This is a genomic window from Rhizobium yanglingense (assembly GCF_977109285.1).
In genome coordinates, this window is sequence record NZ_CDSAWY010000002.1 from 538,583 (window position 1) to 560,801 (window position 22,219).

The 22,219-nt window shown below is 59.8% G+C and carries 14 protein-coding genes and 5 pseudogenes; 10 read left to right on the forward strand and 9 right to left on the reverse strand.

What is annotated here, in order from left to right; translation table 11 throughout:
* Positions 1–26: 26 nt before the first annotated feature.
* Positions 27–899 (reverse strand): ATP-binding protein, encoded by an 873-nt coding sequence (locus ACW4PC_RS04035; RefSeq protein WP_455872881.1) that lies wholly within the window; start codon positions 897–899, stop codon positions 27–29.
* 211 nt (positions 900–1,110) lie between these two features.
* Here ACW4PC_RS04035 and yajC point away from each other — a divergent pair, with 211 nt between their 5' ends.
* The 5 genes from yajC (at position 1,111) to ACW4PC_RS04060 (ending at position 5,821) form a co-directional block, all read left to right on the forward strand.
* Entirely contained in the window at positions 1,111–1,458 is a 348-nt protein-coding gene (yajC, locus tag ACW4PC_RS04040) for a preprotein translocase subunit YajC (RefSeq protein WP_039844719.1), read from the forward strand.
* 43 nt (positions 1,459–1,501) lie between these two features.
* The gene (secDF, locus tag ACW4PC_RS04045; RefSeq protein WP_455872882.1) at positions 1,502–4,033 is read left to right on the forward strand and encodes a protein translocase subunit SecDF; all 2,532 of its coding nucleotides are present in this window, start codon (positions 1,502–1,504) and stop codon (positions 4,031–4,033) included.
* Positions 4,034–4,036: 3 nt separating this feature from the next.
* Complete coding sequence (locus tag ACW4PC_RS04050) at positions 4,037–4,423, forward strand: Mth938-like domain-containing protein (RefSeq protein ID WP_455872883.1); 387 nt, start codon at positions 4,037–4,039, stop codon at positions 4,421–4,423.
* Between the two features lie 17 nt (positions 4,424–4,440).
* Positions 4,441–5,277 (forward strand): phytoene/squalene synthase family protein, encoded by an 837-nt coding sequence (locus ACW4PC_RS04055; protein ID WP_455872884.1) that lies wholly within the window; start codon positions 4,441–4,443, stop codon positions 5,275–5,277.
* Between the two features lie 73 nt (positions 5,278–5,350).
* Entirely contained in the window at positions 5,351–5,821 is a 471-nt protein-coding gene (locus ACW4PC_RS04060; RefSeq protein ID WP_455872885.1) for a hypothetical protein, read from the forward strand.
* 3 nt (positions 5,822–5,824) lie between these two features.
* On the opposite strand, the gene trmFO is transcribed toward ACW4PC_RS04060, so the two are convergent.
* The 7 genes and pseudogenes from trmFO to ACW4PC_RS04095 all read right to left on the reverse strand — a co-directional run bounded on the left by trmFO (position 5,825) and on the right by ACW4PC_RS04095 (position 16,695).
* Complete coding sequence (gene trmFO, locus ACW4PC_RS04065) at positions 5,825–7,258, reverse strand: methylenetetrahydrofolate--tRNA-(uracil(54)-C(5))-methyltransferase (FADH(2)-oxidizing) TrmFO (protein WP_455872886.1); 1,434 nt, start codon at positions 7,256–7,258, stop codon at positions 5,825–5,827.
* A gap of 270 nt (positions 7,259–7,528) precedes the next feature.
* Complete coding sequence (locus tag ACW4PC_RS04070) at positions 7,529–9,202, reverse strand: GNAT family N-acetyltransferase (protein ID WP_455872887.1); 1,674 nt, start codon at positions 9,200–9,202, stop codon at positions 7,529–7,531.
* Positions 9,203–9,332: 130 nt separating this feature from the next.
* Positions 9,333–9,824: a hypothetical protein gene (locus ACW4PC_RS04075; RefSeq protein WP_455872888.1), complete on the reverse strand. Its 492-nt coding sequence runs from the start codon at positions 9,822–9,824 to the stop codon at positions 9,333–9,335.
* Positions 9,825–9,910: 86 nt separating this feature from the next.
* Positions 9,911–11,257, reverse strand: a complete 1,347-nt coding sequence (locus tag ACW4PC_RS04080; protein ID WP_455872889.1) for an HlyD family type I secretion periplasmic adaptor subunit — start codon at positions 11,255–11,257, stop codon at positions 9,911–9,913.
* A pseudogene (locus ACW4PC_RS04085) lies at positions 11,247–13,419 on the reverse strand (type I secretion system permease/ATPase). Before ACW4PC_RS04085 ends, ACW4PC_RS04080 begins: the two are co-directional and overlap by 11 nt.
* Before the next feature lie 116 nt (positions 13,420–13,535).
* Positions 13,536–15,561 (reverse strand): annotated as a pseudogene (locus ACW4PC_RS04090) (hypothetical protein).
* A 144-nt stretch (positions 15,562–15,705) separates the two neighbouring features.
* Positions 15,706–16,695: a fibrinogen-binding protein gene (locus ACW4PC_RS04095; RefSeq protein ID WP_455872890.1), complete on the reverse strand. Its 990-nt coding sequence runs from the start codon at positions 16,693–16,695 to the stop codon at positions 15,706–15,708.
* A gap of 868 nt (positions 16,696–17,563) precedes the next feature.
* On the opposite strand from ACW4PC_RS04095, the pseudogene ACW4PC_RS04100 reads away from it, so the two are divergent.
* Positions 17,564–18,332 (forward strand): annotated as a pseudogene (locus tag ACW4PC_RS04100) (helix-turn-helix transcriptional regulator).
* Positions 18,333–18,345: 13 nt separating this feature from the next.
* Here ACW4PC_RS04100 and ACW4PC_RS04105 read toward each other — a convergent pair.
* A complete protein-coding gene (locus ACW4PC_RS04105) occupies positions 18,346–18,672 on the reverse strand; it encodes a hypothetical protein (protein ID WP_455872891.1) in 327 nt (108 codons plus the stop codon).
* Between the two features lie 371 nt (positions 18,673–19,043).
* On the opposite strand from ACW4PC_RS04105, the pseudogene ACW4PC_RS04110 reads away from it, so the two are divergent.
* The 4 genes and pseudogenes from ACW4PC_RS04110 to ACW4PC_RS04125 all read left to right on the forward strand — a co-directional run bounded on the left by ACW4PC_RS04110 (position 19,044) and on the right by ACW4PC_RS04125 (position 22,125).
* Positions 19,044–20,065 (forward strand): annotated as a pseudogene (locus tag ACW4PC_RS04110) (UDP-glucuronic acid decarboxylase family protein).
* Between the two features lies 1 nt (position 20,066).
* Positions 20,067–21,051: pseudogene (galE, locus tag ACW4PC_RS04115) on the forward strand (UDP-glucose 4-epimerase GalE).
* Entirely contained in the window at positions 21,048–21,611 is a 564-nt protein-coding gene (locus tag ACW4PC_RS04120) for a hypothetical protein (RefSeq protein ID WP_455872892.1), read from the forward strand. Before galE ends, ACW4PC_RS04120 begins: the two are co-directional and overlap by 4 nt.
* Positions 21,595–22,125: a glycosyltransferase gene (locus ACW4PC_RS04125; protein ID WP_455872893.1), complete on the forward strand. Its 531-nt coding sequence runs from the start codon at positions 21,595–21,597 to the stop codon at positions 22,123–22,125. The genes ACW4PC_RS04120 and ACW4PC_RS04125 overlap by 17 nt, the downstream gene beginning before the upstream one ends.
* Positions 22,126–22,219 lie beyond the last annotated feature (94 nt).

Here is a 22,219-nt window from a genome sequence, read left to right on the forward strand (position 1 = left end):
TCGTTTTGCAGCAGCCGTAGCTCGGTTCAGTCGCGGGCGAGCACGACGCGCATGCGCCCTGCGAGATCCTGGATGTACTGCCATGCGACACGGCCGGAGCGCGCACCGCGCGTGGTCGCCCATTCCAGCGCTTCCGCATGCATCTTCTCGCGATCGAGCGTCAGCTTGAAATGCTCGGCATAGCCGTCGATCATCGTGAGATAGTCTTCCTGGCTGCATTTGTGGAAGCCGAGCCAAAGGCCGAAACGGTCGGAAAGCGATACCTTCTCCTCGACGGCCTCGGATGGATTGATCGCGGTCGACTGCTCGTTTTCCATCATATGCCGCGGCAGCAGGTGGCGACGGTTGGAGGTAGCGTAGAAAAGCACGTTGTCCGGCCGGCCTTCGATGCCGCCGTCCAGCGCTGCCTTGAGCGACTTGTAGGCAGTATCGTCATGGTCGAAGGAAAGGTCGTCGCAGAAAACGATGACGCGATGCGGCACCTCCTTCAGGATATCAAGCAGGGTCGGAAGGCTGGCAATGTCCTCGCGATGCACTTCTACAAGTTTCAGCGAAACGCCGCTTTCCCGCCGCACGTCCTCATGCACGGCTTTGACCAGCGACGACTTGCCCATGCCGCGCGCGCCCCAGAGCAGCACGTTGTTGGCGGCAAATCCCTCGGCAAAGCGCACCGTGTTTTCGTGCAGGATGTCACGCACGTGGTCGACGCCGCGGATGAGCTTCAAGGCAACACGGTTCGGCCGCGCGACGGGCTGCAGATGCGTGCGGGCAGGCGACCAGACGAAACAGTCGGCGCCATTCCAGTCGTTGACGCCGGGCGCCGGGCCTGCCAGCCGCTCGACCGCATTGGCAAGCCGCCTCAGCTCCTGCAAAATGACGCTGTTCAATTCTTCGGCCATTGCATGTCCTCCTGAATTTCCTGCCGCGGCATCCGCGCCCGAGGGTTTCGACGCGCAGTAGCATGGCCTTTCCACAGCGGAAAGGTTATGAGACAGGGGAATCGGTACGCCCGCAGGCTGTTTTTGTTGCATTCGTTCTTGCCGCAACTATAGTCCGGCCACCCGAAAAAGAGAGGCGGATATACGCCGCCCGTAGTTGAGGAGCTTATCAATGTTCATCACCCCGGCATTTGCCCAGGCCGCACCGGATGCCGCTGCGTCGCCCTTCGGCTCCGGCTTCGAAATGATCATCCTGTTCGTGCCGCTGATGGTCGTCTGGTACTTCCTGCTGATCCGTCCGCAGCGCGCCCAGGCCAAGAAGCGTGCAGAAACCCTGAGCGCGATCCGCCGCGGCGACCAGGTCGTCACGGCCGGTGGCCTCGTCGGCAAGGTAACGAAGGTCGTCGACGACAAGGAACTGGAAGTCGAAATCGCTGATGGCGTGCGCGTTCGCGTAGTCCGCAGCGGCATCGCCGACGTTCGCGTGAAGGGCGAGCCCGTAAAGGCAGACGCCGCTTAATTCCGGCAGGCAGAATAGCCGGATCAGAGGTGTCGAGACTGAAATGCTCCATCTTTCCCGTTGGAAAACAGTTCTGATCTGGCTCATTGTCTTTGTGGCGGCGCTCGGCGCCGCCCCAAATCTTTTCACGGACGTCTCGCTGCCGGGCTGGATGCCGCACAAGCGGGTGGCCCTCGGCCTCGATCTTCAGGGCGGTTCGCATATCGTGCTGAAGGCGGAGCGCTCCGACATCGTCCAGAAGCGGCTCGAAAACACCGTTGCGAGCGTGCGCGGCAGGCTGCGCGAAGCGGGAATTCGCTATACGGGCCTCGCCGGCAATGGGCAGACCATTCAGGTCCGCATCACCGATCCGAACCAGATCGATCGGGCCGTCAGCGTTCTGGCGCCGCTGATCGCTGCGGCAACCGGAGCCCGGGATCCCGACGTCACGCTCTCGAAAGGCAATGATGGCCAGCTGACGCTGCAAATCACCGGCAGGGCGATCGGCCGAAGCCTGTTGGCGGCGCTCACACAATCGGTCGATATCGTTGGCCGCCGTGCCGTCGAGGCAGGCGGGATCGATCCTGTCATCGAAACCCGCGGCCCGGATCGATTGTCCGTGCAGGTGCCGGGTCTCGCCGACCCCCAGCGGTTCAAGGATCTTTCGACCCAGGATGGCCGGCTTTCCTTCCACCTGATCGATAACAGCATGTCGCCGCAGGATGCGATGGGCGGCACCGTGCCGGCGCGCTCGCGGATCGTCTATTCGCAGGACGACCCGCCGGACGCCTTTCTTGTAGAGCGCACGGAAGTGCTGTCGTCGGCCGATCTGAGCGATTTCAAGGTCGAGCCTGGCAACGACGAAGACAGTTCCATCCTGACCTTTCGCTTTAATCCCGAGAGTGCCAGGCGATTTGCCGAGCTGACGCAAAACAATGTGGGGCGGTCCCTCGCGATCCTGCTGGATGATCAGGTCATTGCCGCGCCTGATATCCGCGAACCGCTCACCGGCAATAGGGGCGAGATACCGCTCAACTATTCGCAGGAGGAGACGGAAGACCTTGCGGCAATCTTGCGCTCCGGAGCGCTTCCCGTAACGCTGACGATTGTCGAGGAGCGGACGATCGATCCCGGTTTCGGCGCCGGATCCATCCGCTCCGGCCTCGTTGCAGGGTTTGTCGGCGCCGTTTTCGTGATCGGCCTGATGGTGGCGTTCTACGGTATCCTCGGTGTGATTGCCGGCGCTGCGCTTGTGGTCAACATCATGATGATCCTTGCGGTTCTCGGTCTGTCGGGAGCGCCGCTGACCTTGCCGGGTGTTGCAGGCATCGTGTTGACGATCGGCATTGCGGTCGATGCCACCGTTCTGATCTACGAACGCATCCGCGAAGAGGTCAAAGGCGGCGCGCATCTCGATCAGGCGATCGAGGTAGGCTATTCCAGAGCCTTCATGACCGTCGTCGATGCCAATATCACGACGTTGATTGCCGCCGCGATCCTCTTCTACCTGGGAAGCGATGCCATACGCGGCTTTGCAGTCACGCTTGCGATCGGCATTCTAACGACGGCGTTCACTGCCTTCCTCTTCACGCGCCCGCTGGTCGTTGCCTGGGTGCGCCACCGCCGCCTCAAGCATCTGCCGAAGAGCGTCCACACCGATCTCTTCGACGGCACGAACATCCGCTTCATGGGCATCCGCCGCTACAGCTTCACCGCGCTTGCGGCCCTTTCGCTCGTTTCCATGCTGGCCGTAACGACGATTGGCATGAATCTCGGCATCGATTTCACGGGCGGCTCCGTCATCGAAGTGAGATCCAAGCAGGGACCGGCCGATCTTGAGGATATCCGTTCGCGGCTGAGCCAACTGAATATAGGCGATATCCAGGCCAGGCGCCTTCGCGATGCCTCAAACGCCATCATCCGCATTGAAGCGCAGGGCGGCGGCGAAAATGCCGAGCAGTCGGCAATCACCCTCGTGCGCAGTGAGCTTGCAGGCCAGTATGATTTCCGCCGCGTCGAAGTCGTCGGTCCCGCCGTTTCCGGCGAGCTGACGAGGACGGCGACGCTCGGCGTTCTTGCTTCGCTTGCGGCGATCCTCGTCTACATCTGGTTCCGCTTCGAGTGGCAGTTCGCCGTCGGCGCCATCATCGCGACGCTGCATGACGTCATCCTGACGCTCGGTTCCTTCGTCGTCACCGGGATCGAATTCAATCTGACGAGCATCGCCGCATTGCTTGTGATCGTCGGCTATTCGCTGAACGACACCGTCGTCGTTTATGACCGCATGCGCGAGAACCTGAAGCACTTCAGGAGGATGCCGCTACCGATCCTGATCGACGCCTCGATCAACCAGACGCTGTCGCGCACGATCCTGACGTCTGCCACGACGCTGCTTGCGCTGCTCGCGCTCTACCTCTTCGGCGGCGAGGTCATCCGCTCTTTCGCGCTCGTCATGCTTTTCGGCGTTGCCGTCGGAACCTTCTCCTCCATTTATATTGCAGCACCGGTACTGATCCTCTTCAGGCTTCGCCCGAAGACCCTCGACGAGAAAGAGGATGGGGCCACCGATGAAAAATCCGGAAAGGCCACAGTTTAAGCCATGGCTAAAGGCATCGAAATCCGCGAGGCCCATTTCCCCGGCCGCGCTCCAGTCGACACGTACGGAAATGGCGGCTTCCGCTTTGCCGATATGTCGCATCGCGGCTCCATCCTGTGCCTTCCATCCGGCATCTACGGCTGGGACATGGATATGTCGAAGGCGCTCTCCGTGGAGAGTTTCCACAGAGTGCTTGATGAGGCAGATGACATCGAGGTTCTGCTCGTCGGGACAGGCACCGAGCTTCGCCGCTTGCCGCCGGAGCTTAAGGATGCCCTGAAGGCCCGCGGTATTTCCTCCGACCCGATGAGCACGGGTGCTGCAGTCCGCACCTTCAACATCATGCTCGCAGAATCGCGCGCCGTCGCGGCGGCCTTGATCGCGGTCTGATAATGACGGACAAACCGATGAGCAACCAGGAGATCTGCCTGGCGATGCTGCGCGACAGCGACCGCGATCGCTATCTCGCCTGCCTTTTATCTCCGCAGGACAAGCGCGGCGCACTCGCAGCCCTTTACGCCTTCAATGCCGAACTCGCCCGCATCCGAGATCTCGTGCACGAGCCGCTGCCCGGCGAGGTGCGCATGCAATACTGGCGCGATCTGCTGGAAGGCACCGCCCACGGCTCGACCGAGGCCAATCCTGTTGCCGCATCCTTGCTGAGCGCGATCGAAGCCCACCGCCTGCCGCGCCAGACGCTCATCGACATGATCGATGCGCGCATCTTTGATCTCTACGACGATCCGATGGAAACGCGCACCTCACTTGAAGGCTATGCGGGAGAGACGGCCTGCGCGCTGATCCAGCTGGCAAGCCTCGTCTTGTCGGCGGACGAGGCGGCGAAATCCGCGGAGGCCGCGGGCCATGCCGGTGTCGCACAGGCTATTGCCGGCATGTTGCTGCTGATGCCGCTGCACCGCCATCGCGGCCAGCTCTATATTCCGCTCGAAATTCTGAGCGCCACGGGACTCGACCGCGATAGCTTCCTGGCGGGCAAGGACAAGGCGCGCATTTCCGCTGCTATCGAAGCCTTCGTCGGTCTTGGCCGCGATCATCTCGCAAAGGCCCGTGCGGTCGTGCTCCCGCCCGCCATTTTCCCAGCCTTCCTGCCTGTGACGCTTGCCGAGCCAATGCTCATGAAGGCGCAGAAGGCTGGTGCTGCACTGTTTGATCAATCGCTGCAACAGTCGCAATGGCGCCGGCAGCTCGGCATGACGCTGGCGCTGATGCGCAAGAAAATCTGAATCTGTTCAAACTCGCGCAAGGCTCGGGCATTATAAGCGGACCACCGCTAAGCCTGAATCGGAGAAAACGGCATTGAGCATGATCGTCTGGTCCGTCATTTTTGCCCTTGTGGTCTTCCTGGCCTTCGTCGCGACCCGCATGGCCGCGCAGAACAAGGATGAGGAGGGCCTTCACGATACCGGTCTCGCGATCCTGGAATTCAATCGTGCCTTCCCGCACGAGGCGATCCGCCAGCTTCAGGCGACGGCCGACGGACAGGTGGTTTTCGTGCGACTGCACGACAACAAAGCGGGCTTCATGCGCAATATGCACCGCCACTTCTCCTGCCATGTGCTGGAGCCGGGCAGGGTGCGCGTCGTCAGTTCGGAAACGGGAAGGGGCCTGGTCATCGATTTCCTTGATCACCCGCATCACAACGGCGTTTTCGAATTCGCTTCCGCCAAGGAGGCATCCGAAGTTTCGCTCTGGCTGCTCGGCAATTACGTCGCCGACGCAGACCTTGCGCTGCCGCCGACCGAAAGGCCGGCAGCCAACAATCAGTAAAACTCAGGCGCTCTCTGCAAAGGGCGCGCTCTGGCCGAGCCATGCGGCGCAATCGGCAAGTGCGCGCTTGGCGATCAGCTGCCGCTTCAGGATGGTCTTGTCCTTGCCGCGGAAGCGCTTGACGCCCTCCGGCTTGACGATCGAGCCGGGCTGCAGGTCCGGAAACAGACCGAAATTGATGTTCATCGGCTGGAAGGAGCGCTTGCCCGGTTCCTCGTCGGTGACGAGATGCCCGCCGGTGATATGGCCAAGCAGCGAACCCAGAGCCGTGGTCGCCGGCGGCAGCGATACCGCCTCGCCCTTGCGTTCGGCGGCGGCGAAACGCCCCGCCATCAGCCCGACGCTGGCGCTTTCGACATAGCCCTCGCAGCCGGTGATCTGGCCGGCAAACCGCAGCCCCGGCCGCGACTTCAAGGTCAGCGATGGATCGAGAAGGGTCGGCGAATTGATATAGGTGTTGCGGTGCAGGCCGCCGAGGCGGGCGAATTCGGCGTTCTGCAGGCCCGGGATCATCCGGAAGATTTCCGCCTGCGCGCCGTATTTCAGTTTCGTCTGGAACCCGACCATGTTGTAGAGCGTACCGAGCGCATTGTCCTGGCGAAGCTGAACGACGGCATAGGCTTTGACCGATGGATTGTGCGCGTTGGTCAGCCCCATCGGCTTCATGGGCCCGTGGCGAAGCGTCTCGCGACCGCGCTCCGCCATCACTTCGATCGGCAAGCAGCCGTCGAAATAGGGCGTGCCTTCCCACTCCTTGAAGCCGATGGTGTCGCCAGCGATCAGCGCGTCGACGAAGGCATTATACTGCTCCTCGTCCATCGGGCAGTTGATATAGTCCTTGCCGGTGCCGCCGGGACCGACCTTGTCGTAGCGCGACTGATACCAGCAGATATCCATGTCGATGCTGTCGCGATAGACGATCGGTGCAATCGCATCGAAGAAGGCAAGCGCGTCCGCACCCGTTTCCTCCTGGATTGCCGCAGCCAGTGACGGCGCCGTCAGCGGTCCGGTGGCGACGATGGCCAGATCCCACTCCTTCGGCGGCAGCCCGGTCACTTCCTCGCGCACGACGCTGACGAGCGGATGGTCGTTGATCACCTTCGTCACCGAGTCGGAGAAGGCCTCGCGATCGACGGCGAGCGCCCCGCCCGCTGGAACCTGATGCTTGTCGGCACAGGCCATGATGAGCGAGCCTGCCATGCGCATTTCGGCGTGGATCACGCCGACGGCATTGCTCGTCGCGTCGTCGGAGCGGAAGGAATTGGAGCAGACGAGCTCCGCAAGGCCGTCGGTCTTATGCGCATCCGTGCCGCGCACGCCACGCATTTCGTGCAGGATGACCGGCACGCCGGCATTGGCAATCTGCCATGCGGCCTCCGAGCCGGCGAGCCCACCGCCGACGACGTGGATAGGGGAATAGGAAGAGGTCTTGTTCATGCGCGGCTGATATCACGCCCGGCGCGAACAGGGAACTCCCGGCGTGAAAAAGCCGAACCAGGCCGCAAGTGCCACAAGGTGCCGATCCCCAAATTGTGGCTGGCGATTGCACCAGGGGAACGTGTGTCGCAGTCGTCGAGGAATTGCCCAGCACTTACTCCTTGGCGTTGGTTCCGTCGAATCCATTGGCTCTCTGGCCGAGCGCCACGCGGATCTCGTGACGCGCGTGCCAGTCTATATCGGTGCGGCAGTCTGTGAAAAAGCACGGCCTCATGCCGGCACAAGTTCCGTCGCTCCGCACTCGAATTTTGCCGAAACCCTGCCGGTCTGGTTCCGTCGCGACGTCTTCTGCCGTTTGCTTGCAGCAACCGGCGCTGCTGCGGCTTGTTCGGTTTCGCTGACGATCCGCCGCAGAGCCTCGCGCGATTTTTCAGCGAATTTCCGCTGCACTGGATTGTCGTAGTTATATTGCTCGACCATGGCGAAGACGCGTGCAGCCTCCGGCTGGCGGCCCGCCGCCGCCAGTGCCACGCCTTGCTTGTAGTGCGCCTGCGCGTCGTAGGGCGAGCGTTCGATGATGCGGCCGAAAGTCCTCGCAGCCTCCTCGTAGCTGCCGAGCGCGAGTTGCGTGTCTCCAAGACGCAGATAGACCGGAACCGGGTCGTCGATGCGGCCGATAAGCGCCGTGAAGCCGGCCTCGGCTTCGTGCAGCCTGCCCTTCTCGAACATCAGGCTCGCCAGCCCGAACTCCGCACCCATATGGCTGGGGACGGTCTGGAGAAGCTGCCGGAACGCCGCTTCGGCAAAAGCTTTGGCGCCGTCGCGGTACATCTGCAGCGCCTGGTCGTAGACGAAGGGGATGCTGCGGGGATGGATCACGTCACCGAGATTGCGGCCGCTGCGCGTGCGGAACAATGTACAGCTGATCCGGCGCTCGTCGGGGCCGAACATGTATTTATAGGGCTCGTTGCCGCGCAGGAAGTCGTATGTCCTGAATCCGTCCGCGATCGCCCTGCGAATGCAGTAGCCATGCAGGATGAGGCCGGGCGAGGGCGTCTTCCAGGTCTCATCGCGGCCGGTGATGTAAAAGAGGATCGACTTCTTCTGCCGGTCGACGATGTTGGCCAGTGCGCCGAGCGGCCGGTCGCCGTACCACATCACCGGCACATCGAGATTGCCGTCCTTGAAGCTGTCCATCAGCAATTGGCGCGTCGCTCCGATCAGCCGTTCGGTGCGTTCCTTGCCCTTCCGGCCAATCCATTTCGTGCGCCACAGCTCGAAGAGAATATCGAGGTCGCGGTCGATGGTTTCCGGCGTCGCCATCGTTATGCGATAGTCGTCGTCGCTCTCGACCTTGCGCAGGAAGCGCCGCAGTTTCTGGCGCGTCTGGCTGCTCATCTTCTGTTCCAGATAGTCGTCAAAGCTCGGTGGCAGCGTCACGACCGGGCAGATACAGTTGTCTATGTTCTCGGGATTTTGCGGGGAGCTGTCGCGGAACATCACCTCCGGCCCCTGGAGCGCGCGAACGAGTGCTTCGCGCCGTTGCGGAGGGCCGCTGAAATATTCCAGCTTCAGATGCGTCCAGTTCTGCCGTTTCAGATAGGCGGCAAATCCGGCGATCGCGTGCTGCTCATAGTCCGGCTGCGCGATGAAGCCGGTATAGTCGGCCGAAAAATTGCCGGCCATGATGATCTCGTCGAAAAAGACGCCGGTCTTCTTGTCATGCTGGGTCGTGACACGCAGAGGAAAGAAGGCGACGTAGGGAGAGCGATCCTCGCGTTCGCGCAGCGCTAGGATGAACCAGCGTTTGCGACGAAAAAGATAGGACTTGAGCCATATCCAGGACAGGAAGTGTTGCGCATCAGGATCGTCCATATAGACCCGATCCCAGTCTTCGCGGACAGCCTCGAAGCCGGCCGCGGTGTCGATCACGTCAATGCGCATGGTCCCCTCCCAATACCCATAACACATTCGGGAGACTTCATTCTAAGGGCAAATGCAGGGCTTCAAATATGCCGTTCGGATGAAACGTTTGTATTAAATATGATTAGCCGCCGGGGGTTAGGAGCAGGGGCTAAAGCTCGCCGGCTACATGCGAGCTTGCGTGGATGAAGCTCCAGAGCGATTGGCTGATCGAGACGATCTCGGCGATCGATTTCTCCAGCGCCGCAATCTCCTTTTCGTCGAGTTGCTCGACCTTGCCGTAGCTGATTTCCTTGTCGTCCTCGACGAAGCGCATCAGTTGCGTGCCGGAGATCTGGCCCTTGTCGTCGAAGGAGTAGATGCAGTGGTTATACTTGTTGCGCATCTTGGATTCCTTCTTCATGCGCGACATGGCGTGAAGAACGGCCTTGCGGTCTGCTGCTGGCGTGGAATGCAGCTTTGCGAGGCGCTCGACCAGGTCGATCCTCGCCCGTGTCGTGTTGAGCGTCAGGAACACGACGATCGCCGCGTCCTTCTGGATTTTGAGAAGGTGGGCAATGATGTAGATCAGCAAGCTTTCCGTATTGGTCCAGACATAGTTCAGGCGGCCGACCCGCAGCAGCACGTCAGACATAGCCGCCATGAAAGCCTCCCTCCGTCGATCCTCTCGTGAAACGATACTTCAGATCGCCGTGAGAGGCTTTTGTTTTCTTTTGCTGACTGCTGCCATCAGCGTTCCTTGAATGCACGCGACATGCTGTCGGTGATCGGTTTCGTCAGATACTCGAAGAAAGTGCGTTCGGATGTCTGAATCAGCACGTCGGCCGGCATGCCGGGCACCGGATGGAAGCCGTGAACCCGGCTGATCTCGTCGTCGGGTATTTGGACACGCACGATATAGACATCCTTCACCTGCTGGCCGGCATTCTCCTCGATCGAGTCCGCGGAAACGTAGAAGACGTTGCCGTTGAGCACCGGCGTCGTGCGCCGGTTGAGCGCGGAAAGGCGTATGGCCGCCGTCTGGCCCTCATGCAACTGGTCGATCGACGTGCGCAGTACCTGCGCTTCGATGATGAGCGGCACATGCGCGGGCAGGATTTCCATGATCGGCTTGCCGGTGGTGATGACGCCGCCTGCGGTGTGATAATAGCTGCGCACGACGGTGCCGTTGACCGGCGAGCGGATGACCGTGCGCTCGAGGACACCTGCTGCTTCGCGAACCTGCTCGCGCACGCTGTCGAGCTCGGATTCGGCAGTTTCCAGCGCGTCGAGTGCGGCCTGCTTATTGGAGTTGACGGCGATGACCGCTTCCTGACGGAACTTGGCGACTTCCGCCTCGCTTTCATTGAGCTCGCCCGTCAGCCGCGATATATCGCCCAGTGCATCGGCCATGGCGCGTTCGATCGCCAGAAGGTCGGTCTTGCGCATATAGCCGACCTTGACGAGACGCGCCTTGGAATCGCGCTCTTCGGTCAGAAGAGACAGCTGGCGCTCGAAGGCCTCCCTCTGGCCGTCGTATCCCTTGAAGCGGTACTCCAGCGATTTGATGTTCTTATCGATGAGGTTGAGCTGTTCTTCCAGCTTGATCTGCTTGCTGTGGAAAACAACGTTCTGGCTCTGGATGATCGCGTTGACGTCTGGGTCGCTCGCCTCGGCCATGACGATGTCGGGTATCTTGAATTGGCGGGCGCCTTGGGCCTCGGCGCGCAGCCGAGCCACCACCGCTTCAAGGCGCAGGCGCCGCAGCTTCAGCATCCGCTCGTTGGAGAGCGCGGCCGTCGGGTCGAGTGTCACCAGAACATCGCCTTCCTTGACGACATCGCCTTCGCTGACGCTCATTTCCTTGATGATACCGCCTTCGAGATGCTGCACGATCTTGTTGTTGCCGGTTGCGACGAAGCTGCCCTGCGCGATGATTGCGGAGGCAAGCGGTGCGGTTGCCGCCCAGAAGCCGAAGCCGCCGAAGGAGGCAAAAAGGACGCCGAGCCCGATGATGCTGTGATAGCGGATGGAGCGCGGCACTTCGCTGTACCATTCGATCGGGTTGCCGGCCGGTTGCGGTTTTTTACTCACCATTGTCGTTACCTTCGATACGCGGCGGCTGCCGGCCGTTACTCTTGGAAAGCGCTTCCATGACCTCGGTACGCTCGCCGAACATGGCGACGGAGCCCTCCTTCAGAAGCAGGATCTTGTCGACGCACTGAAGCAGGGCGGGGCGCTGCGTGATCGTTACCGTCGTGATGCCCTTTTTCTTCGCATGGATGAGGGCACGTGCAAGCGCTGCCTCGCCCTGCGAATCGAGGTTGGAGTTCGGCTCGTCGAGAACGACGAACCTCGGATCGCCGAAGAACGCACGGGCAAGCGCGATACGCTGTTTCTGGCCGCCGGAAAGCGGAGAACCATCGGCGGCAACGATCGTCTCGTAGCCCTGTGGGAAGCTGGCGATCAGCTCGTGCACGTCGGCAAGCACGGCCGCCTCGAAGATCTGCTGGTCTTCGACGTCGTCGCGCATGCGCGATATGTTGGCCTTGATCGTACCGGGAAAGAGCTGAACGTCTTGCGGCAGGTAGCCGATGCTTTCGCCGAACTGCCGCTGATCCCAGTTGCGCAGGTCCATGAGGTCCAGGCGCACGTTGCCGGAAGTCGGCAGGATCGAGCCGACGAGCATCTTGCCGAGCGTCGTCTTGCCGGAGCCGGAATTGCCGATGATCGCCAGCGATTCGCCCTTCTTCAGGGAGAAGGAGATGCCGTTCAGGATCACCTTCTTCTGCGGCGGCGGTACGAAGAGAATACGCTCGACATCCAGCCGGCCTTCCGGATTGGGCAGCCGCAGCCGCGGAAAGTTCAGCGGCGAGGTGATCAGCAGCTGCTTGATCCTGCCGAAGGCAGACGCCGACTTGTTGAACTGCTGCCAGCCTTCGATTGCACCTTCGATCGGCGCCAGCGCGCGGCCCGAAACGATCGAGGCCGCAATTACCATGCCGCCTCGTCATCTCGCCCGAAAGCGACAGATGCGCGCCCCAGCCGAGCAGGGCGACCTGCGTGATCATGCGGCAGGCCTTCGAGACGCCGGAAAAGACGATGTTCCGGTCCTGCGCCGAGACATGCGATTTCAGCGAGCCGGCCGTCTCCCGGCCCCACATCTTCACCGCTTCGGGGATCATGGCGAGCGCATTGATGATCTGCGAGTTGCGCGACATGGAATCGAGGTGGAAGTTCGCGCGGCTGAGATAGCCGTTCGCCTCCGCGAACTGCCGCGCCGTGAACTTCTGGTTCAAATAGGCGATGACGAAGAGCACTGCGCAGCAGGTCATAATGATGAGACCGAGATGTGGATGCACCAGATAGACCACGACGACGAAGAGCGGCATCAGCGGTGCATCGAGAAAGGCGATGAGCGTGCCCGAGGTCAGGAAGGACCGCAATTGCTGCAGATCCTGCAGCGTCTGGTAGTCCCTGCCGTTGCTGTGCAGCGATGCGCGAGCGGCGGCACTCAGGATCGGCGCCCCGAGTTGCACTTCGAGCTCGACCGCCGTGCGCATCAGGATGAAGCGCCGGATCGAATCCATGAAGGCCTGCAGGATGACGGCGCCCAGAACGGCAACCGTGAGCATGACCAGCGTATCGATCGAACGGCTCGTCAGCACGCGGTCGGATATCTGGAAGAGATAGAGAGGGATCGCAAGCAGCAACACGTTGATGGCGATCGTGAAGGCCATGACGATGACCATGTTGCGCCGGACAGCTGCGATACCCCTTGCAAGACTAACGGCAAAGTTCACCGGTTCGCTGCGCTTGTGGAAGCTGGCGCCGCCACTGCCGCCACCGCCACCACCGCCAAAATCGGGGGTTTTGCCGTTGTTGCCGCCGTCGTTGCGCTGGCGGCGCTCGTTCTCCCTGATTGGCCCGCGATTGCCGTCGATCGTCTTGCCGAAGGTAATTGCGGGATTGGCCTTTGCCTCGCTCTGATCTCCCGGCGTCTTGAGCGGCACGACGGGCGTGTCAGGCGTTGTCTTGGCAACGGTTTGCCCGGCCTTCGCCTGTTCGGTCGACTGCTCAGGACCTGGGATGGCTCGCGAGCGTAGCGGGATCAGCGGGACGGTCCCCTCGGCTGGATTTTCGATCGGCTCAGGGGCTTTTTCGGCCTTCGGTTCGACGGGCGAAACGGACTGCGCCGGCGCCGTGCGGTTCTCCGTGAGCTTGCGCAGGCTCGCAACGGCTTCGTCGATCGCCGACATGCAGGCACCCGTCAGCGTTTCGTCGACGCGGCCGGTACTGTCAAACCTGAGCGAGCGGTCGGCGGAAAGGGTCTGTTTTGAAATATGGTTCACGTAACGTCTCCCTCTGGCTCCGGTTAGGCGACGACGGTTTGCATTACGTCGGCCGGTTGAGCCAGCGTCCATGAAAGGTCATGACCTGCGTTGATGACCGCGTCCTCGGATCCACCAAGCGGCTCGTCCTCCCCGAGGAATGCGATGACTTCATTGACGAGATGATCGCTGTTCGGCTGTGGCTGCGATGTGTCGTGCTCCACGAAGCCCCCCTGGATCAGGATGGCATCCGAATAGAGCTGGCCGGCAAGGTAGGTCGTCTGGCCGAAGCTGTCGTAATCGGTAATCTGCGCGATGTTGACGACTGCATTGCTGCCCGTGTCGATCTTTATATCGGCGCCCTGGTTATGCTCGAGAATGTTCGATACGGCCTGTGTCACGTCGTCGGAATCGCCAAGGATGCTCACCTGCTTGATGATGTTCACATCGTAGAGATTGCCGGTGATGTAGAGGACGTTGAGGCCGATATAACCTTCGAAATTGCCGTCATGCGATAGCCCCGACGGCATCGCCGCATCGCGGTCCTCGATTGCCTTTTGCGTCTGCACCACATAGTCGGGCATCGCTTCGAAACGGTCGTTTGCGCCGACGTTATAGATGGAGGCGAGGTTCCAGATCAGATTGTTGCCGGATTGCACGGTGGCTCCTGGGAGCCCCGTCCTCGGCGCGCACCCAGTCATTGTCGTAGAGCAGGGCGATCTGCGAAATGACATTCATGTCGAGAATGTCGCCGCCGACAATGATCAGGTCGTACTGCATGCCGATGCCGAGGAAGGAGGCAAGGTTGACGGCGGCATTGCCACCTGTCAGCACGGTTGCCTCCGAACCGGTTGTCGTTACGGTCATCGTGTCGTTGTCGCTGATGAAGTGATACTGCTCGATCCAGTTCACGAAGGAAACATCGCCTTCGATCACGCTGACGCGCCATGCGGTCGGAAAGATCGTCTCAGCCGCCGGTTCTGCTGTGTCCGGCTTTCCGTCGTCGTAAGTGCTGCGCTCGAAAATCGCGATGTTGTTCGCAACGGTCGTCGCGCTGTCGTCATGATTGAAGACGGAAGCGATCTCGTCGCGATCGCTGTAGACGTAAAACTGCGAAATCGCATCGATCTGATGGTAGTTGCCCATCACGGCGGTAACCGGCGACAAGCTCGCCGTCTCGGTGATCTCCACGACGTTTGCAAGCACATTCGCGCCTGCGGCCACATCGAGGCTGTTTTCGCTGCCGCCGTCCTGTTCCACGGGTACGTCGCTTTTCTCAGGCTCCGTGGGCGGCGTTGCGATGCCGCGGTCTGGCATGAAGTCGTCGATCGAAGGCGCTTCTTCGACGAGCTGACCGTTCACATAAGTATAAGTGCTAATGCCGTCGATCTGGTTGTCTGGGAGCACGATGATCTGCGGTTCGCCGCTTTCCATCGTCGTGGCGCTGCTGTCGCGCGCCGCCTGGATGTACTCGTGGATATCGTCCGCAATCGCCCGCAGGCCCTCCTGCGTATCGACGCGGTCATAGGAAGAGAAGGGCGTAAAGGCGTCCGCCTTGTCGCTGAATTCCATGAGGCGGTGCGTGACGAAGCTCGTGTCGCGCAGCTGCGGCTGATCGCCGGTCATATTCAGGTGGTCGTCGTCGATCAGCATATTCGCCTGGGCGACATGGCTGATGACCGAGCCTGGTCCCTGGAAGACTTCGAGTTCTTCTTCCTCCTCCTCGCCGGGAAGGTAGACATTGGCGCCGAAGTGTGGAGCGCTGAGATCGCGCGATGCAATCTCGGCCAGCTTCTTCAGGGTCTCTTCGAATACGCCGCCGAAGTGGCGCGGATCTGCGTAGTTAATATCATAGCTGACGGATCGGTAATCGACGCCTGGATCGTAATCCTTCAGCTGAAGGTTCGAAGTAAAGGCCGGGCTGAAAGCCTCGTCCTCTGACAGCGAAGGATCTGCTTCGCGCGGACGGGCGCCGTCCAGGTAATTGCTTCGCATCCGCGCTTCGTCGGTTGCAGTGCCGAATAAGCCGATGAAATGGGCAACGATTTCCGAAATCTTCTCTGCATGCATGACGGCCCCCTCCCGTTCAACACGGTGTCTGGCCCGAAAGGCAGCAAACTCATCGATGACGAGCTATTCTTCTCAGCCGCTTCTCAAGCCACCAAACTGCACCGGCGGGATGCCGGTGCAGTTTGTTTCCGCACTGGTTGGAGGTCAGGCTCCAGAGTCGGCGTCGTCTCCCGCCAGGTTGCCGCCTACGACGTTGCTGTCGAAGGTGTTGGAGAGCAGGTTGGCGCCCTGAACGACTTCCAGATGGAAGCCGGAATTGGCAATGATCGCCGAAGCGTCCGCCGTGCTCGTGCCGGTGATGTCGTCGCCTGCGCCGCCTGCCCAGCCGGCACCGCCGATGTCGATGCCTTCCGAGCCGAAGGCCTTGCCGCCGTCCGCTTCGAGATGGTTGCGGGCCCCTTCGTTGTCCATCTTGATGTTCCAGGCATTGTCCTGGTCGGCAAGATGATTGGCCTGGACAGCGCTGAAGCCGTTGCCGCCAGCACCGAGCGAGCCGTTGAGGATGTTGTCGACATCAAGCGTGAACGAGAAGTTGTCACCGATATTGAGGTTGCCGCCGGCGATCCCGAGGTTGTCGAAATCCTTGACGTCCTCAAGAACGGCGAAGTCTGTGTCCGTCTTGTTGAAGCTGTCGGTCGTCGTCGTATTGTGGCTATTGGTATCGGTGATCGTCTTGATATCGGTGTCAGTATCGGTGATCGTCTTGATATCGGTATCGGTAATGGTCTTGATGTCGGTTTCCGTCTTTGTGCTAGTGATGACGTCGTCGTCGCTGTAGGACTTGCTGTCGTAGCTCCAGTCGTAGTCGGTTTTGACGTCGGTATCGGTGATAGTGGTCGTCTTGATATCAGTATCGATATCGGTGACGGTCACTTCCTTGTTGTCGTAGCTCCAGTCGTATGAGTTGTCGCGGTTGTCGCCGTTATTGGCATCGACATCGATCTTGGAGTCCACGTCGACATCGACGCTGCTGTCGCTGTTGTTGCGGTTGTCGCCGTTTGCCACACCGCCGACATAGCCGGTGGAGCCGTCATCTACGTCAGTATCGTTGATCGCAGTATTGGCGAAGCCGTCGGCAAGTGCGCCGACATTTGTTTCGATCTCGTCGCCGCCATTCGGATAATTGTTACTCATTTCGCATTTCTCCAAAAAAATTCGGAGCAGCTTTCGAAATCCCTTTCATCTCAACGGGATTTTGCTCGCGCTTGCTCCGATACTGTTACAGATCGGCAGATGTAAGCACTACCTTGTCACCTGCGTTTGATGTTCCGGTTTGTAGATCAAACCCTCATTGAACTGCGCGTTACTAAGTACAAAGGCGCAGGTATCCTGATCCGCAATTGTAAGATTGCGAGACATGATCGCACTTATTTCTTTGAGCTACCCCAGCTAAGGCGCCGCGATACCGCAGACACTAGGTGGTATTCAACGCCTCCCATGTCGCCATTTGGCAACGATGCGACTGTGGCCGAGAAAATATTTTGGTGATAGATACCAATTCGGGCTAGCGAATCAGAAATTACTACAAGCAGCCGGAAGTAATCATGGAAAATAGACCAGAGAAGCACTCGGGCATCCAGTCGCGCCCTCGCATACTGATTCCCCAAGGCGGCTGGCCTGGCGTTCCGAAGGTTCAGCTTGCTGGTTTTGCGGCCAGAACGTTTTTATAAGTAACTTCTTAGTTCGCTGCCGCGATGGTAAAATACCAAAAATAGTCTGTCTTTTATAATGGCACACAAATACCATTTCGAGCCAAAAATATTGGAACATATAGCCCACAAGTTAGCTGTACTTACGCCGATACAACCAGAACAATAGGAAATATCACTTTAAATCTGCAAAAACTAACCCATTTGGGCCATTTATTTTCGTATCTGTTCATATTACCATAATTAAGAAATGGCTAACTAACTAAGACGGAAATTTTCAGGGCACACCTCTTTGGGTGTTTCACAGTATCGCCCAAAGCATCTGTAACGTGTAACGCTATGGGGAGGCGTAAATGTTCATGACGGCGTCGAAGACGGGGGATGCCGACCAAAGCCGAAAGTTCGGCCCGGCCGGAGATACAATACTGGTCATTGCAAATGCGGATTTATTCTCCGAATGCCTGGCAGAGGCTTTGGCGAAGAAATTCGCAGGCTGCGAAGTGGTCAGCAAGGCCTATTCAAAAGCCATGCTGGAAAACGACGCAAATGACGCCAAGCTCGTACTCTTCTATCATATAGCAAGTCCCGAACTGAACGAGGCGCTTCAGGTCGTGCGGGAAAACCACCCGTCGACGTCGATCGGTCTCGTCGTCGAGGCGATCGACATGCTGGAGCCCTATATAAACCGGCTGGTCGAAGCGCGGGTCATCGATGGCGTGCTGCCGCTCAATCTCCGCCTCGACGTGTTCATGGCGGCGGTCGACCTTCTGATGAAGGGCGGCGAGCATTTCCCATCGGCGCTGCTTAACCGGCTCACGGCCGCGCAGCCGGAAAAATCGCTTTACGACACGAAGTCGGTTGCTGCAGCCGGTGCTGGCACTTTGAGGCTTCGCCAAGGCGATCTTTCCGCGCTCACCACCCGCGAAGTGCAGATCCTGGATCTGATCTGCAAGGGTACGCAGAACAAGATCATCGCCGATGAGCTGCACCTGTCCGAAAATACAGTGAAGGTTCACGTACGCAACATCTATAAGAAGATGAATGTCCGCAACCGCACTGAGGCCGCTTTCACGCTTCTTCAACAATGAAGCCGGCAACGCATCGGGCAGGTGGCGAAACTAGACCCTCAGGGTCGTCAGGTGGCCGGTCGCGCGAAGCAGCGCGACTTTTGGCCAAAACCGCTCGGCGTGCAGATCCAGGGCGCGGACCCATAATAAACCTTGGACCCCGCGCTCACTGGCGCCGCTTTGTTGCTCGCCACCGCATAGCTGTAGACCTTGCTGCTGCGCGGCACTTTGGTAACCACGGTTTTTGCCGGCTTTGCATTGGACGCAAATGCCGGGTCGTCATCGACGGCCGCACATGAAATCGGTCCTGCAGCGATGAGCATCAGCCCAAAAGCTAGCGCAGTCCTGCGGACGGCATCCGACGTCCGCATTCCGGTGAAATCGAAGTTCCGCATCGCTCGTTCCCCTCAACAAGGCAGCCTTTTGCCTGCCTTCCGCTCCCATGTCTAGAACGTATTGGTTGAGCGAAGCTTGCATCGTCGATTTTATAGCCAAGTCCAACATGGTTAAGCAGGATTAAACACGCTTACATCAACTGTACTAGTAGAGTAATCAATTCGACATAGCCCACGCTTTTCATATTGACGTAATATAAAAGCCTAATATCATCAACCATAGATAGACTTGAATTGGCGGGTCAGGCCAAAATCTACTCGGATAACTCAAGTATTTATCTATTTTGCTTCGGAGTAATTCTGGAGACTGAAGGAGATCTATTAGAAAATAGGGATCAGTGTTCTTGGTCCTATTGGGAAGGGGTTTTGTAATGCGTAGTTTCGTTCCCAACGAAATATGTTCCGGTTATGATAATCTATCGGGCCGGACACCGAAGAAAGTGCTCGTCAACGGAGGCGCGGGATTCCTCGGCTCCCATCTTTGCGAGCGGCTTCTTAAGGGCGGTCACGAAGTTATCTGTCTCGATAATTTCTCGACCGGCCGCCGATCCAACGTCCACCATCTCCGGCCATTTTCACGTTTTCGGATCATCGAGCACGATGTTCGCAGTCCGTTTGACGTGGATGCGGCGCTGATTTTCAATTTCGCGTCTCCGGCATCTCCGCCCGATTATCAGCGCGATCCAGTCGGAACCTTGCTCACCAATGTGCTTGGCGCCGTCAATGCGCTCGATCTCGCACGGCGCAACGGGGCGACGATCGTGCAGTCCTCGACCTCCGAGGTCTACGGCGATCCGGAGCACAGCCCGCAGCGGGAGAGCTATTGCGGCAACGTCAACCCGGTCGGTCCGCGTGCCTGCTATGACGAAGGCAAGCGCAGTGCCGAGACGCTGTTCTTCGACTACCATCGAACGCTACGGCGTCGATATCCGGGTCGGGCGGATATTCAACACCTACGGGCCGCGCATGCGTCCGGATGACGGCCGCGTGGTCTCGAATTTCATCGTCCAGGCGCTGCAGAACAAGAACATCACCATTTACGGCGATGGCTCGCAGACCCGTTCCTTCTGCTATGTCGACGATCTGATCGAAGGGTTCCTTCGTTTCTCGAACGCCGGGAAGAAATGCACCGGGCCGATCAATCTCGGCAACCCGACCGAAATCCCGGTGCGCCAGCTCGCCGAGGTGATCCGCGAGATGACGAACTCGCGCTCGCGCATCGTTCATCTGCCTCGGGTGACCGATGACCCGAAACAGCGGCGGCCGGATATCTCGCGGGCACAGGCAAAACTCGGCTGGCAGCCGCGTGTCGCGCTGGGAATCGGCCTTGGAAAGACGATCGAATATTTCGAGGCACGTCTTTCCGGCGGCAAAGGTAGCGGAGGCCGTATGAGATGTCTCCCTACATCATCGTCACGGGTGGTGCCGGCTTCATCGGCAGCCACATCTGCAAGGCGCTGGCCGGCGCGGGGTTCACGCCGGTCGCATATGACAATCTCTCGACCGGCCATCAGGATGCCGTTCGCTGGGGTCCGTTGATCGATGCCGACATCGCCGCATGTCGGTTCCCTGAAAAAGGCGCTCGGCCGGTTCGAGCCGGTATGCGTCATACATTGCGCGGCGAATGCCTATGTCGGCGAGTTCGTCGCAGATCCGCGCAAGTACTATCGCAACAATGTTTCCGGCAGCCTTGCGCTTTTGGAAGCATGCCTGGACCAGCAAGTCGATCGCATCGTCTTTTCGAGCAGCTGCGCGACCTATGGCATTCCGGCGGCATTGCCGATCCGCGAGGAGACGGTTCAGCTGCCGGTCAATCCATACGGACGCACGAAACTGATCTTCGAAATGGCGCTGGAGGATTATGCCGCCGCCTATGGCCTTCGTTTCGTGTCGCTGCGTTATTTCAATGCCGCCGGCGCCGATCCGCAGGGCGATCTTGCCGAGCGTCATGAACCTGAAACGCATCTCATTCCGCGCGCGTTGCTTGCGGCTGCACACCGTCTGCCGTGCCTGGAGGTTTTCGGCAATGACTACGAGACCGAGGATGGCACCTGTGTTCGCGATTACATCCATGTCAGCGATCTCGCGCAGGCCCACCTTGCCGCCGTCGACTACCTTGCAAGCGGCGGCGAAACGCTGCGAGTCAATCTCGGCTCCGGCCATGGCACCTCCGTCGGCGAGATACTGAGCGCCATCCATCGCATCACCGGACACGAGGTTCCCGTTCACTACGATATCCGCCGTGCCGGCGACCCGCCGGTGCTTTTTGCCGATACCGCACGGGCGCGGGCGGTTCTCGGCTTCACGCCGCAGTTCTCCGACATCGACACGATCATCCGCACGGCGAGCCCGACCTTCGGTCTGGAGGTGCGCGCATGAACGTAGCGCCATTCGTGACCAGACAGAGAAGGGCGACGGCGGCTCCTGCTGCTAGACAGGACGCGCTCGAGCCCATCTTTGCAGGCTGGAGCCGCGCCGCCTACTGGTTCGGCGTCGCCTGCTGGCTCGCCGCGCTTGCCTATTTCTGGACATGGTGGCTGCAGCCCGCCCATGTGATCTCAACGCCGGCATTCATCATGACGACGGCGACCGTTGCCTGGGTCACGCTGATCCCGGCCTATTTCATCTTCATCTTCGTCAATGCGAAGCGGATGAAGCCTTCGGCAGCCGTCCCCCCGGGCCGCATCGCCATGGTGGTCACCAAGGTGCCGTCCGAGCCCTTCGAGGTGGTGCGGAAGACATTGCTCGCCATGCTGGATCAGAAAGGCGTCGAGTTCGACATCTGGCTTGCCGACGAGGATCCGGCGGAAGAGACGAAACGCTGGTGCGCCCGGCATGGCATCTTCATTTCGACGCGCAAGGGCGTTGCCGCCTATCACCGGACTGAGTGGCCGCGCCGGACGCGCTGCAAGGAAGGCAACCTTGCTTATCTTTTATGATCGCTACGGTTATGACCGCTATGATTTCGTGGCGCAGTTCGATGCCGACCACGTACCGGAGCCGACCTATCTGCAGGAAGTCATGAAGCCCTTCGCCGATCCGCGCGTCGGCTATGTCTCGGCTCCCAGCATCTGCGATCGCGAATGCCGCACGACAGTTGGGCCGCAAGAGGCAGGCTTTATGCCGAGGCAAGCCTGCATGGTTCGCTGCAGGCGGGTTACAATGACGGCTGGGCCCCGCTCTGCATCGGCTCGCATTATGCCGTGCGCACGGCAGCGTTGCGCCAGATCGGCGGGCTCGGGCCGGAGCTTGGCCGAAGATCACTCGACGACGATGATGATGAATGCCGGCGGATGGCGCGGCGTGCATGCGCTCGATGCGATCGCCCATGGCGACGGCCCGGCGACGTTTGCCGATCTCGTCGTCGCAGGAATTCCAGTGGTCGCGCAGCCTGGTGACGATCCTGCTGCAATATTCGCGCACTTACGTCCCGAAGCTGCCGCTGCAAGCTGAAGTTCCAGTTCCTGTTTTCGCAGGTCTGGTATCCGCTGTTTTCGGCGTTCATGGCGCTGATGTTTGCCCTGCCGGTCATTGCGCCTTGCTGACA